A 12,792-nucleotide genomic window follows, 5' to 3' on the forward strand; every position below is an offset into this window, starting at 1 on the left:
GCGGACAGAACAGATCCTCCTCGGCCATCACCATCGGCCCCACATGCCCGTGCTGCCCCAGGGGGGTCGCCGCACGGTCCCGGCCCCCCAGCTCACGCAGCGGGGGGCCGGGTGTGTGTCGGGGCCTCTGTTCGTTCCTTCTTCCTGTGCTGCGTCCTCCTGTGCTGCGTCAGCGGGAAGGAGAGGGCGCCGGGGCCGTCCACGAGGCGAGGAGGGCCAGCGCCTCCTCAGTCCGTGAGGCCGGTTCGGCGGCGTAGATGGTGAGGCTGAGGCCGGGCTCCGAGAGCATCTCGACGTTCTCGTAGGCGAGCTCGAGGTCACCCACCGCCGTGTGATGGAACGTCTTGCTCCCAGCCGCGTGGACACGGACGTCGTGGTTGCTCCAGCGGCGGCGGAAGTCGTCGCTACGGGTCGCGAGCTCCCCGACCAGGTCGTGCATCTGCGGGTCGCGGGGGTCGCGCCCGGCCTCGGTCCGCAGGATGGCCACGCAGGTGTCGGCCGCGACGTCCCAGTGCGGGTAGAACCGGTGCGAGTCCTCGTCGAGGAACGTGTAGCGGGCGAAGTTGGGCACCGGGCCAGGGGAGCGCTCGTACATCGAGGCGTGCATGGCGTGCCCCAGCCGGTTGGTCGCGAGCAGGTCCATGCGGCCGTTGCGCACGATCGCCGGGCCTCCGGTGATGGTGTCCAGCACCCAGGACAGGGTCGGGCCCGGGGTCCAGCTGCGCCGGGACCGACGGCGCGGGCGGAGCATCTCGCTGGTGCCGTCCGCAGCCTGCGCGAGGTGGAACAGGTGTGCCCGTTCGGCGTCGTCGAGCCGCAGCGCCCGGGCGATCGCGTCGAGCACCGAGGCGCTCGCCCCCGTCAGGGAGCCGCGCTCGAGCTTGGCGTAGTACTCGACGCTCACCCCGGCGAGGGCTGCGACCTCGCCGCGCCGCAGCCCGGGCACGCGTCGTGCTCCCACGTCGGGGAGGCCGACGTCGGCCGGGGTCAGCTTGGCGCGGCGCGTCGAGAGGAACTCGCGCACCTCGTTCCGTTGGTCCACGCCGACCACGGTACGGCGGCCCACGCCGGGCTGGGATGCCCTGCCAGTACACGTCACGACGGTGACTTCCACACCCCGGACCGACCAGGTGTGCTGGATCCGTGATGACCACCGCCGACCAGCACGACGCCACCACGACACGACGGATCCGGCTGAGCCGGGTCGTCCTCGCCAACGTGGTGCTGCTGACGATGATCGCGCCGCTCGCGACGGACATGTACGTCCCGGCGTTCCCGCGCGTGGGGAGCGACCTCCATGCCACCGCGACCCAGGTCCAGCTGACCCTCACCACGTTCTTCGTCGGCATGGCGCTGGGCCAGCTCGTCGGCGGGCCGGTCTCCGACCAGCGCGGCCGCCGGCGACCGCTGCTGGGCTCGATCGTGCTGATGGTCCTGGCATCGGCGGTGTGCGCGCTCAGCCCGACGATCGGCGTCATGATGGTGGCCCGTCTCGTCCAGGGCCTGGCCGGCGGCTGGGCGATGGTCATCGCTCGGTCCGTGGTCGTCGACCTGACCTCCGGTCCGCGCCTGGTGCGCTCCCTCAACCTGGTGCAGGGCGTCGCGGGCGTGGCGCCGATCGTGGGCCCGCTCGTCGGTGCCCTCGTCCTGCAGCTGTCGCACTGGCGGGTGTCGTTCTGGCTGCTCGCCGGGTGGGCCGTCGCCATGCTGGTCGCCGTGGCGGTCTCCGTGCCGGAGTCGCTCCCCGACGAGCGTCGTCACGGCGGTGGGCTCGGGCAGCTGCGCCGCTCCGCCGGGGCGGTGCTCGTGCGCCCGGGCTTCGCCGGACACCTCGTGGTGATGGCCTGCTCCATGGGCGTCACCTTCGCGTACGTCGCCACCTCGGCCTTCGTGCTCCAGTCGATGAACGGGCTCTCCCCGGTGGCCTACTCGCTCGACTTCGCCGCCAACGCGGTCGGCCTCACGGTGGCCACCCTCGTCGCAGCGCGCCTCGCCGGCCGGGTGCCGACCCGCTCGGTCGTCGCGGTGGGGCTGCTGGCCACCGGTGCCGCCGGGATCCTGCTGATCGCCGGCGCCGCATGGTTCGACATGCCGCTGGGGGTCGCGATCGCCGGCTTCTTCGTGCTGATGAGCGCCCAGGGGCTGGTGGGTCCCAACGCCGGCGCGCTGGCCTCCGCCGCGGTGCCCGAGCACCCCGGCACGGGCTCGGCCGTCCTCGGCTTCTGCCAGTGGTGCACGGCCGGCCTGGTCGCGCCGATCGCCGGGCTCGGCGGCGAGCAGACCGCCGTACCCATGGCGACCATCGTCCTGGTCCTCGTCGCCGTGTCCGTCGCTGCGCTGCGTCTCGCGGCCCGGGACGTCGCGACCGCGCCCGTCCACCACGTCGCCGAGGAGGCCGCGCCGTGCGGCGCCGCCTGACGTCCCTGGCCGCCGCCGCTGCCCTGCTCACCGCCTGCGCAGCCTCGGAGGGCGGGAGCGGCCGCAGCGGCAGGGGCTCCACTCCGAGCGCGTCCCCGTCGAAGCCATCGCGGACTTCTGCCACCGAAGCCCCGGCCCGCGTCGAGATCGTGGCCGGCGGGGTCGAGCTCACCGCCGTGCTCCGCGACACGGCCGCGACCCGGGACCTGCTGGCGCAGCTTCCGCTGACCGTCACGATGCGCGACCACGGCGGCGTGGAGAGGACCGGTCCGTTGCCCGCCCGGCTCTCCACCGCAGACGCCCCCGCGGGGGCCGACCCGGACGTTGCCGACCTGGGCTACTACGCACCGGGCGGTGACCTGGTCCTCTACTACGGCGACCAGTCCTACTTCGACGGGATCGTGGTCCTCGGCCGGCTCGACGGGGACGTCGGGGCCCTCGCCGGGCTGACGGGCGACGTGGTCGTCGAGGTACGACGGCTCACCGCCGGAGGTCCAGGACGAGACGCTCGCGCGGGAGGTGGATCTCGACCCCGGGTGGGGCGTCGAGGATGAGGTCGGCCTCGGCGTCGTCGAGGCGCCGGGTGCCGGTGTGGTCGACGAGGAAGCAGAGTCCGTGAGGGGTCTGCCAGAGATGTCGACCGGCGCCGGCGGTCGTGCAGCGGTAGCCGCCGTGGGTCTTCCAGCGGTGGTGGCGCCGGCGCAGGGGGCCGCTGTTGTGCGGTCCGGTCTGTCCCGGTGGCCCGTGGGGGTCGTAGGGGATGGAGTGGTCGAAGTCGACCCCGTCGCGCGTGGCGGTGCGTGGGCTGAAGGGGAACACGTCGCCGCCGGTCTGGGCCCAGACGTGGTCCTTGACGGGCTCTGGGTGCTCGTAGGCGTCGACACGGCGGCGCTCACGCAGGTCCATGACGGGCAGGACGGTGACGTCGGCGTGGCCGGGGAGGTCGGCGAGCTGGGTGATGTCCACCGGTCCCACGCCCTCGACGCGGGCGATCCCGGTCCGGGTGCGCAGGGCGGTGTCGGTGACGTGGACGAACAGCTGGCCCCGTCCTCGCAGCGACGCGAGCCGACGGGCCGACAGGTCGCAGAGGCGCCCGACCGTGTCGGCGAGGTGGTCGGGCGCCCAGGACGGTCGTCCCTCCGGCTCGGTCGCGTCGGCGTCGGGCTGGTCGGGGTCGGTGTGCTCGAGAAGGAGCTTCAGGAGGTCCACCGGGCGAGCCAGCCAGCCGATGGCCAGGGAGCGGAGCTCGTCGTGGTTGTGGTCGTGGCCGTGGGTGGCGGCGAGGATGTCGGCGACCCGCTCGACCATGGCGTCGACCCACGCGGCATCGCCTGCGGTGACACGGGCGATCAGGTGGCGGTAGCCGTGCTCGTCGGCGCGCGAGAGACGTACGTAGCGCTCGTGACGGATGCGTTCGCGCTCGGCGGCATGGGTCTCGGGGTCGGCAGCGATGACCTTGGCCTGGGCGATCGACAGGACCGTGGAGGGGGCGTGGCCGGCGATGGCCCTGGCGACGGCACGGTCGACCGTGCCGACGGTGTCGGCCAGCAGCGAACGTGACATCGACGCGACCTTGCGGGCCACCCACGGCTCGCAGCCACCCGCCAGGACGATCGCCCAGGTGCGGGGGAGACGGTGGACCAGGTCGAGGGTGTCGGCGATCAACGACCGTGCGGTCAGGGCGTGGGTCTCCTGGGCCATCGCGAGCTCGGCCAGCGCGTACTCCCGCATCTCGGGGGTGCCGTCCCCACCCGGCTGGATCATCGGGTCCCGCTCGTCGCACGGCTCGCCGTTGAGGACGGCCCACTGGGCGGCGACCAGCATCTCGTCGACCTCGGCCAGGCGCCGTGACCGACGACGCGCAGATGCTGCGTCGAGCAGCGCCCGTCCGTCCAGGTCCTCCCACCCCGGTGGGGCCGAGGTCCGAGTGGTCGAGGGGGCGGTCATGCCTCCATCGTCTCTCGAACACCTGTGCGAATCAAGCGTTCAGAGACCTTGTGGAGATCGATCTCCATCGCGGCGAGCGGCGAGCACGACGCCCGCGGCCCACCCGGGAGCGCGGCCCCCGCGAGGTGGGGAGATCGCCCCGAGGTCGTGTCCCGACCGGGCCAGCACCCAGGCGACGGCGGAGTTGGAGTTCCACATGTCACCGGTGCCCAGCTCGTCGCGTCCCCACGTCAGGGCCGGGACCGCTCCGACCACGTCCACCACCGCTGCCGCCCTGGTGCGGTCACGGCTGACGTGCACCGGGCTGTCGACGGCCTCGTCGACGTCCGGCAGCCGGCCACCGGGCCAGCAGCGCAGCTCGTAGCGGAACGCGCGCAACCGTCCGAGCCGCCTCGACGCGACGGGACCCTCGAGGACGACGCCACGCTGGACGTCCGGGACGTTCCAGACCGGACCCATCTCGATGCAGTGGGTGACGCGGCCCAGGCGCACCATCAGCCCGCAGTGGTAGAGGTCCGCCGGTGCGCGTCGCTGCCTCCGGGCGGTGATGCGCTCGTAGACGCGGCCGTTCCATCGCACGACCCGTCCGCCCGCGCCGAGCGGCAGCCAGTACAGGTCCACCCAGGCGTCTCGTGCGTCCTCCACGACCGTCACCCCACCACGCTGCAGGATCGAGGCGTCAGTGCCGAAGGTCACCGCGGCGTACCCCGTTGCGGTGGGGCGTGAGGGACGCGGGCGCCCACCGCTGGCAGTATCAAGGCATGCACGGGGACACGCACGCCACCGTGACGTACGCTGAGCGCGACGTCCGGCCGTGGCACCGCGCGTACGGGCTGCAGGTCGTCCTCGCCGTCGGGCTGATGGGCGCGGCCGTTCTGGTCGCCGGCATCGAGCACCTTCCGCTGCGCGACCCGGACGACTCCATCGTCGGGCCGTCGTACATCCGGCTCCCGCTCCTCGCGCTCGCCTGCTTCCTCGTCGACGTGGCGGTGCGCGCCCTGCGCGGGGACGGTCTCGCCGGGTGGCGGTCGCGAGTCCCGGGGATCGTGCGCGAGCGCTGGAGCGCCCCGCGAGTGCGTCTCGTCCTCATCGGGATGGGCAGCTGGTACCTCGCCTACGTCGGCTTCCGCAACCTCAAGAGCTACGTCCCGTTCGTGCGCCCGCACATGCTGGACGAGCAGCTGCTGCGCCTCGACCGGGAGCTGGCGCTGGGCCACGACCCGGCCACGCTGCTTCACGACCTGATGGGCACCGGGTTCGCCGCGCACCTCATGTCGCTGACGTACGTCGCGTGGATCGTGTTCCTGACCGTGTCACTGGTGATCGCGCTGTTCTGGACCAGCAACATCGACACCGCCTGCTGGTACGTCACGGCGGTCGCGGTCAACTGGGTGCTGGGCGTGTCCATCTACTACCTCGTGCCGTCGACCGGACCGATCTACGCCCGCCCCGAGCTGTTCGCGGACCTGCCCGTCACGCAGGTGACCCACATCGCGCAGAGCTGGCTCGACGACCGCACCGCCATGCTGGCCGACCCGTTCGGCACCGACGCCCTGCAGACGATCGCGGCCTTCGCGTCGCTGCACGTCTCGGTGATGGTCACCGCCTCCCTCGTCGCGATGATGATCGGCCTGAGGCCGCTGTGGATCCAGTGGGCCCTGTGGGTGTTCCTCGTCCTCAACGTCCTGGCCACCGTCTACCTCGGTTGGCACTACTTCGTCGACGTCCTCGGCGGGGTGGGCATCGGGGTGGCCGCCGTGTGGATCGCGGCCTGGGGGACCGGCAACCGGCACCGGCTCCCCTCGCTCCTCCCGTCGCGGCACAGCGACGCGGACGTCCTGGCGCCGCGCACCGCCGGGGCCGACGCCCGGGTCGTCGGCCGCGTGCGACCCGAGCGCGAGCGGTTCTGGACCTGGCCCACGGTCGTGACCGTGCTCCGCACCGTCGGTGCGCTGGTCCTGGTGGCCCTCGCGTTCCGCGAGCACTCCACGGCCCTGCTGCTCGCCGCGCTGGCGATCTACTGGACCGGCGACATCCTCGACGGCTGGCTGGCCCGGCGCCTCGACCAGGAGACGCGGACCGGGGCCGTGGCGGACATCGTCTGCGACCGGCTCTCGGCGGTCCCGATCTACGTCGGGCTGGTGTGGATGGACACGACCCTGGCGCTGCCGGTGGCCGTCTACGTCGTGGAGTTCCTCGTCGTCGACCTGCTGCTCTCGCTGGCCTTCCTGGCCTGGCCGCTGGTCAGCCCCAACTACTTCTACCTGGTGGACCACCGGATCTGGGCGCTCAACTGGTCGCCGCTGGCCAAGACGGTCAACGGGGCGGCCTTCCTCGGCGTGCTGCTCCTGACCGGTGACGTCGTGCTCGCCACCGTCTTCGCGCTCGCCCTGCTCACGGTCAAGGCAGGGTGCCTGGCCTGGGTCCTGCGCCGCGCGCTGCCCGGTGCGTCCAGCCGCGAGCTGCGGGTCCGGCCCCACGTCGGACCCTCGGCGCGGACGTCGGCGTGAGGTTGCCCGCACCGCCCGGTCACGGGTGGGTGGCCCGGGTGTGGGTCGTCGTCGCGCTCTTCGCGCTGGTCACCGCGTGGGCGTCGTACCAGGTCGGCGTCCCCGTCCGGGACCCGAACGGCGCGTGGCTGCCCCGGCGGCTCGCGGTCGCGCTGGTCCTGCTCGCGCTGCTCGCGGTGGTGGACGCCGCAGTCCGGGCCCGGCGATCGGGGGCCCCCCGGCGCGTCCTGCTCGTGCTGCGCGAGCGCTGGTCGGGGCCGCGGATGGTGCTCGCGGCCACCGGCCTGCTGGCCTACCACGTGGTCTACCTCTGCTACCACAACCTGAAGAGCTGGCTGGTGTTCTCCGAGCCCCGCGACGCCATGCTGCAGCGTTGGGACGAGTGGATCTTCGTGGGCCACAGTCCCGCCGTGCTGCTGCACGACCTCCTCGGTGAGCACGTCGCGGCGTACGTCCTGACGGCCTGGTACGTCTCGTTCTCGACCGTCGTGACGATCGCCCTCGTCTCCTCGCTGGCCTTCACCGAGGAGGTCCGCGAGGGGTACGTCTACCTCACCTCCGCGATGTGGGTCTGGATCCTCGGGGTCGGCGCCTACCACCTGATCCCGTCGCTGGGTCCCTTCAGCCACACGCCGCAGGACTTCGCCGGGCTGGCCCGGACGGTCACCCAGGACACGCAGGCGCGCTACCTCGCGCAGCGCGCCCGGCTGCTGGCGGACCCGCAGGCACACGACGCGACCGCGCAGATCGGTGCCTTCGCGAGCCTGCACGTCGCGGTCGTGCTGATGATCCTGCTCATGGCCCGTTACTACGGCCTGCGGCGCACGACGCTGGCCCTGACCGTCTACCTCGCCGGCACCATGGTGGCGACGGTCTACCTCGGCTGGCACTTCGTGGTCGACCTCGCCGGCGGGGTCGTGGTCGCGTACGCCGCCGTGGCCCTGGGCCGCATGACGATCCACCCGCCGCGAGCGCGGCGCGACGCCCGGCTCTCCGCCTCCCTCACCCCGCGGGGGTGATGGCGCGGGGTCGGACGGGTGCCATCGTCGGCAGGGACCGGTGAGAGGAGAACCGCCATGGCCACCGCGCCCACCACACCGAGCACCGAGCAGGACGAGGACCAACCGTCCCGGTTCTGGAACGGCATGATCGCGTTCGCCGCCTTCATGCTGCTGCTGATCGGCGGGTTCCACTTCCTCGGCGGCCTCGTCGGCATGCTCGAGGACGACCAGTACCTCGTGGGGGACTCCGAGCTCCTGATCCAGACCAACTACCGGGCGTGGGGCGTGGCCCACATGCTCATCGCGGTCCTCATGTGGGCGACCGCCTACGGCCTCTTCTGGCGCAAGACCTGGGCGCGCTCGGTGGCTGTCGGGATCGCCGCCCTGAGCCTGCTGACCAACGTCGCCTTCCTGGCGGCCAACCCCTGGTGGTTCACCACCATGATCGTGATGGACCTCCTGGTGATCTACGCGGTGACCGTCCACGGCGGCGTGGAGGAGATCGCCTGACATGCTGCGGGCGTGACCCGCCACGCCCGCCGGCTCCTCATGCTCCTGCTCGGCTGCGTCGTGCTCGGCGCCGGTGTGGCGCTCTTCCTCACCGCCGACCTCGGCTCGGACGGGTACTCCACCCTCGTCAACGGCATCGCGCTGAGCACCGGGCTCGCCTTCTGGGTCGCCAACCTGCTGGTCGGCGTCACCCTGGTCGCGCTGGCCGCCGTACGACGCGTGCGTCCGGGGGTGGGCACCGTGGTCCAAGTGGTGCTCGTCGGGGTGACCGTCTCCGTGCTCGTCGAGCTGCTCGAGACCCCCGACGACCTCACACCGCGGCTGCTCCTGCTGGTCGCGGCGTTCCCCGTCCTCGCGGTGGGGATCGCGGTCTACCTGGGCAGCCACACCGGGGCCGGGCCTGCGGAGGCGGCCGCGCTGGCGTGGGACCCGCCCGTGCCGTTCCGGTGGAGCTACAGCGCGGTCCAGGGCGGAGGGGCGCTCCTCGGGTGGCTCCTCGGCGCCACGATCGGGCTCGGCACGGTCGCGGTGATCGTGCTGCTCGGCCCCGCGGTCGACCTCGCGAGCCGGGTGCTGCGCCTCGACGTGCACCAGGGCGGGAGCAGGTCGGGACCTTCGACCCTTCAGCGCGAGCAGGGGACTGCCTAGCCTCGACGTCGAACCGAGCCGCCACCGCTGGAGGAGCAGACGTTGGACTCACGACAAGCCGCCCCGACCGTCACCCGTGTCGACCGCTGGCGTTACCGGTCGGCCGTGCAGGCCGCCCGGGTCCTGAACTCGGTCGGTCGGCGGGACGCGACCGACGCCAGGTCCCGCACCGAGGACCGGCCCCGCGCCGGCGCGATGCGAGCCGCCAGCCGCTAGCCCGGTCGGTCGCCGCCCGCAGTGTCCACAGGAGCGTCGTACGCCGAACGGTCGAGGAGAGCTCCATGGAACGACTGACCCCGCTGGCCACCGCGTTCCTCGACGCCGAGGACGTGGACCCCCGGGCGGCGCTGGCCATCGGGTCGCTGGCCGTCTTCGAGGGACCCGCGCCCCCGTTCGACGAGTTCGTCGCGCTGATCGCCGGGCGGCTCCCGCTGATCCCGCGCTACCGGCAGAAGCTGCGCACCGTCCCGCTGGGCCTTGCCGCGCCGATGTGGGTCGACGACCCCGACTTCGACATCCGCTGGCACATCCGCAACACGGCGCTGCCCGCTCCCGGGGGTCGCGAGGAGATCGGCCGGTTGATGAGCCGCGTGATGTCCCGCCGGATGGACCGTGACCGCCCGCTGTGGGAGTACTGGTTCTGCGAGGGGCTCGCGGACGGACGGTGGGCCTTGCTGTCCAAGCTGCACCACAGCCTGGTCGACGGCGTGTCCGGGACCGACCTCTACCAGCTGGTGCTCGATCCCACCCCTACGCCGCGGGAGCCGGTGCTGGACGAGTGGGTCGCCGCGGATCCGCCGTCGACGCTGTCGGTGACCGCACGGGCCGCCTGGGAGCTGGCGACCTCGCCTGTGCCGGCGGCACGCGCCGCGGTCAGGACGCTCACCAGCCCGCGCCGGCTGGTCCGGGTGTCCACCGAGGCCGCCCGGGGTGTGCTCGCCATGACCTCGGCCCTGCGCCCGGTGCGGTCCACGTCCCTGACCGGCCCCCTCGACGGCAGTCGTCGCTACACGTGGGTGGACGTGTCCCTGGACGACATCCGCGTCGTGCGCAAGCGGTACGGCGTCACGGTCAACGACGTGGCCCTGGCCGCGGTGACCGGCAGCTTCCGGCTGCTGCTGATGTCGCGCGGCGAGGAGCCCGACGCGCACACCCTGCGCTCCCTGGTCCCCGTGTCCACCCGCGAGCCCGGCACCGAGTCGATCCCCGACAACCGCGTCACGATGATGCTGCCCCACCTGCCGGTGGAGCTCGCCGACCCGCGCGAGCGGCTGCACGCGGTGCGGCAGCGGGTGCATGCCCTGCGGGCCCAGTACGAGCCGGAGGCGGGGGCCCTGATGACCGACGCGGCGGCGTACGCACCCTTCCTCCCGGTCGCCTGGGGCATCCGGCTCGGCCTGCGGCTGCCCCAGCGGCAGATCGCGACCGTGACCACCAACGTGCCCGGTCCGCGGATGACGCTCTACGCCCTGGGCCGTGAGGTGCAGGAGATGCTGCCGTACGTCCCGATCGCCGACCGCGTACGGATCGGGGTGGCGATGTTCTCCTACCGGGACACGCTCACCTTCGGCATCACGGGCGACTACGACACGACGCCCGACCTCCAGCTCCTCGCCGACGGGATCGCATCGTCCCTGGCGGAGCTGGTGGACCTGGCTGGGGCGGTGGAGCCGGTGGAGCCGGTGGAGCCGGTGGAGCCGGTGGAGCCGGCCCGCTGACGACGTCCGGTCAGACGGCGGTCAGCGGGGTCGTACCCGCTCGACGAGCATGACGACCGCCTCGCCGGAGGTCATCCCGATGAGCGACCCCGCCACCACGTCGCCGGGGTAGTGCACGCCCGCGTGGACCCGGGACTCCGCGACCGCGGTCGCCACCAGTCGCAGGCCGGGGCCGGCCCACGGGACGACGGCGCTGACCCCCTCGGCGAAGGCGAAGGCCGAGGCGGAGTGCCCGGACGGGAAGGACGTGGACAACGGCATCGGCACGTGCCGCGGGTGGGCCTCCTCGGCGCGCCCCGGTCGCCGCCGGCGCGCGAGCGGCTTGGCGAGGAGGTTGGTCGAGGCGGAGGCCAGGGCGATCGACCCCAATCCCGTCACCGCGGCCCGGCGCCCCTCCGGACCGCCGAGCAGGGCCATCGCGGTCGCCACGCCGAACCAGAGCTTCGACTTGTCCGCGGCCAGGCTCAGCCGACGCAGCCCGGCGTCGAGCGTGGGCGTCTCCGACTCGGCCACGGCGACGTAGAGGGCCCGGTCGAGCAGCGACAGCTCCCGCAGCGACGCGCGCAGCCGCGGGAACGACGAGGAGGCCTCCGGGGACGACGTCACGGCGCACCCCCGGTCCCCTGCGCCGCCGGAACGGGCGAGCGACCACGCGCGATCGTGACCAGCTCGCCCGGGTGGAGCCCGTGGGCACGGCGCCGTGCCGCCACCTCGAGGCTGTCGGGCGGCACCCTCAGCCGGAGGCCGGCCGGGTGGATGGCGAACTCGAGCGGGGTGGGGAGCTCGAGGGACTCCCCGTCGACGCCGGCGAAGACCTGGCCGCTGTGGGACCGGATCTCGAAGGTTGTCGTCGCGAACTGGTGGATGCGAGGGTCCCGCCGTCCGAGCCCGGTGGTCGAGCGGACCACCATCGCGGCCGCCTCGAGGCCGGTCCGGGCGGTCACGGCGACCACGCCCAGGGTGCCCGTCTCGATGCTGCGGCGCTGGGAGATGTCCAGGGCGGGTCCCAGCACGTAGGGGTTGTTCGAGACCAGGACCATGAACGCGCCGTCCACCACCACGCCGTCGGGCCGGGTGAACTGCAGGTCGAACGGCTCGGCCTGGCGTCCGAGGAGCTCGGGCAGCAGCTGCCGGGAGGTCTCCCGCTTGGCGTCGCGGTAGCCCTCCTCCTGCACGATCGTGGCGTAGATGCCGAGCGAGACGTTGTTGACGAAGAGCCGGTCGCCGACGGTGGCGTAGTCGACCCGACGCTCGACGCCGTCGCGGAAGGCCACCATGCCGGTGCGCGGGTCCTCCCGGTCCAGGCCGAGGTCGAGGGCGAAGTGGTTGCGCGTCCCCGCCGAGATGCACACGAACGGGAGGTCGTGGTCGATGGCGATGGAGGCGACCAGGGCCTGCGAGCCGTCCCCGCCGGCCATGCCGAGGCAGTCCGCGCCCTTCGCGATCGCCTCGTGCGCCAGCTGGGCGAGGTCCAGGCCGTGGTCCAGGAGGACGGTCTCCACACCCAGCTCGGCCGCCAGCGCAGTCAGGCCGAACCGCTCCACCTTCCCCCCGCCGGACCAGGGGTTGCACAGCAGCACCGGCCTGCGTGGCGGCTCGTGGACCTCGGCCGCCCGTCGTGCCGGCTCGTGGAGCTCGCGCAGCATCGCCACCCGGGCGGTCGTGGTGGCCAGGACCGCGAGGCCGGCCAGCAGGAGCAGCGCCAGGACGGGAGCCGTGGCCCCGGACAGCGACCTCACGACCGCGAGCCCGATGGCCGCGGCGCCGAGCAGCGCCAGGACGATCCCCACCGCGCGGCGGGGCATCCGCTCGGTGACGGCCCACCACGCGCCGGCCACCACGAGCGCGAGGCCCAGCAACCCGCCGACGAGGAGGCCGGGGTGGCGCACCAGCAGCACCACCACCGCGACCGCCAGGGCCGCGGTGCTGACCAGGGACACGACCGCCGCCCACCGGCGCCGTGACGAGGGCGGATCCAGGACCTGTGCCACCGTGCTCGCTCCCGTCGTCCGACGTACGTCGTCGCTCGGCGACGCCTCG

12 protein-coding genes are annotated in these 12,792 nt (G+C 73.2%); 7 read left to right on the plus strand and 5 right to left on the minus strand.

What is annotated here, in order from left to right:
* Positions 1-169: 169 nt before the first annotated feature.
* Positions 170-1,042, minus strand: a complete 873-nt coding sequence (locus ASG94_RS15450) for a helix-turn-helix transcriptional regulator (RefSeq protein WP_056927718.1) — start codon at positions 1,040-1,042, stop codon at positions 170-172.
* Positions 1,043-1,146: 104 nt separating this feature from the next.
* On the opposite strand from ASG94_RS15450, the gene ASG94_RS15455 reads away from it, so the two are divergent.
* The gene (locus ASG94_RS15455) at positions 1,147-2,418 is read left to right on the plus strand and encodes a multidrug effflux MFS transporter (RefSeq protein ID WP_056927385.1); all 1,272 of its coding nucleotides are present in this window, start codon (positions 1,147-1,149) and stop codon (positions 2,416-2,418) included.
* On the plus strand, positions 2,403-2,972 hold the full coding sequence (locus ASG94_RS22015; RefSeq protein WP_162260823.1) for a cyclophilin-like fold protein: 570 nt from the start codon (positions 2,403-2,405) through the stop codon (positions 2,970-2,972). The genes ASG94_RS15455 and ASG94_RS22015 overlap by 16 nt, the downstream gene beginning before the upstream one ends.
* On the opposite strand, the gene ASG94_RS15465 is transcribed toward ASG94_RS22015, so the two are convergent.
* Together ASG94_RS15465 and ASG94_RS15470 are read right to left on the minus strand one after the other, a co-directional pair.
* Positions 2,899-4,365, minus strand: a complete 1,467-nt coding sequence (locus ASG94_RS15465; protein ID WP_056927386.1) for a hypothetical protein — start codon at positions 4,363-4,365, stop codon at positions 2,899-2,901. The two genes, ASG94_RS22015 and ASG94_RS15465, sit on opposite strands and share 74 nt — an antisense overlap.
* 39 nt (positions 4,366-4,404) lie before the next feature.
* Positions 4,405-5,061, minus strand: a complete 657-nt coding sequence (locus ASG94_RS15470) for a hypothetical protein (RefSeq protein ID WP_235537293.1) — start codon at positions 5,059-5,061, stop codon at positions 4,405-4,407.
* A gap of 65 nt (positions 5,062-5,126) precedes the next feature.
* Between ASG94_RS15470 and ASG94_RS21375 the strand changes: the two genes are divergently transcribed.
* The 5 genes from ASG94_RS21375 to ASG94_RS15495 all read left to right on the plus strand — a co-directional run bounded on the left by ASG94_RS21375 (position 5,127) and on the right by ASG94_RS15495 (position 10,752).
* Positions 5,127-6,875 (plus strand): phosphatase PAP2 family protein, encoded by a 1,749-nt coding sequence (locus ASG94_RS21375; protein ID WP_082624244.1) that lies wholly within the window; start codon positions 5,127-5,129, stop codon positions 6,873-6,875.
* A complete protein-coding gene (locus ASG94_RS15480; RefSeq protein WP_082624245.1) occupies positions 6,872-7,894 on the plus strand; it encodes a phosphatase PAP2 family protein in 1,023 nt (340 codons plus the stop codon). The genes ASG94_RS21375 and ASG94_RS15480 overlap by 4 nt, the downstream gene beginning before the upstream one ends.
* Before the next feature lie 57 nt (positions 7,895-7,951).
* Complete coding sequence (locus ASG94_RS15485) at positions 7,952-8,386, plus strand: DUF7144 family membrane protein (RefSeq protein ID WP_056927388.1); 435 nt, start codon at positions 7,952-7,954, stop codon at positions 8,384-8,386.
* Positions 8,387-8,398: 12 nt separating this feature from the next.
* Positions 8,399-9,034 carry a membrane protein gene (locus tag ASG94_RS15490; protein ID WP_056927389.1) on the plus strand — a complete coding sequence of 212 codons (636 nt, stop codon included), beginning with the start codon at positions 8,399-8,401 and terminating at the stop codon, positions 9,032-9,034.
* Positions 9,035-9,315: 281 nt separating this feature from the next.
* Positions 9,316-10,752 carry a WS/DGAT/MGAT family O-acyltransferase gene (locus ASG94_RS15495; RefSeq protein WP_082624246.1) on the plus strand — a complete coding sequence of 479 codons (1,437 nt, stop codon included), beginning with the start codon at positions 9,316-9,318 and terminating at the stop codon, positions 10,750-10,752.
* A gap of 21 nt (positions 10,753-10,773) precedes the next feature.
* On the opposite strand, the gene ASG94_RS15500 is transcribed toward ASG94_RS15495, so the two are convergent.
* Complete coding sequence (locus ASG94_RS15500) at positions 10,774-11,358, minus strand: phosphatase PAP2 family protein (RefSeq protein ID WP_056927390.1); 585 nt, start codon at positions 11,356-11,358, stop codon at positions 10,774-10,776.
* Positions 11,355-12,692, minus strand: a complete 1,338-nt coding sequence (locus ASG94_RS15505; protein ID WP_200958143.1) for a diacylglycerol/lipid kinase family protein — start codon at positions 12,690-12,692, stop codon at positions 11,355-11,357. Before ASG94_RS15505 ends, ASG94_RS15500 begins: the two co-directional genes overlap by 4 nt.
* Between the last annotated feature and the right edge of the window lie 100 nt (positions 12,693-12,792).

Source organism: Nocardioides sp. Soil805, assembly GCF_001429625.1.
In the GTDB taxonomy this organism is placed as follows: Bacteria; Actinomycetota; Actinomycetes; order Propionibacteriales; family Nocardioidaceae; genus Nocardioides.

Excerpts from the sequence above, each read along its gene's own strand:
- ASG94_RS15455 (WP_056927385.1), top strand. The coding sequence starts at position 1,147 with ATGACCACCGCCGACCAGCACGACGCCACCACGACACGACGGATCCGG.
- ASG94_RS15465 (WP_056927386.1), bottom strand. The coding sequence starts at position 4,365 with ATGACCGCCCCCTCGACCACTCGGACCTCGGCCCCACCGGGGTGGGAG.
- ASG94_RS21375 (WP_082624244.1), top strand. The coding sequence starts at position 5,127 with ATGCACGGGGACACGCACGCCACCGTGACGTACGCTGAGCGCGACGTC.
- ASG94_RS15485 (WP_056927388.1), top strand. The coding sequence starts at position 7,952 with ATGGCCACCGCGCCCACCACACCGAGCACCGAGCAGGACGAGGACCAA.
- ASG94_RS15495 (WP_082624246.1), top strand. The coding sequence starts at position 9,316 with ATGGAACGACTGACCCCGCTGGCCACCGCGTTCCTCGACGCCGAGGAC.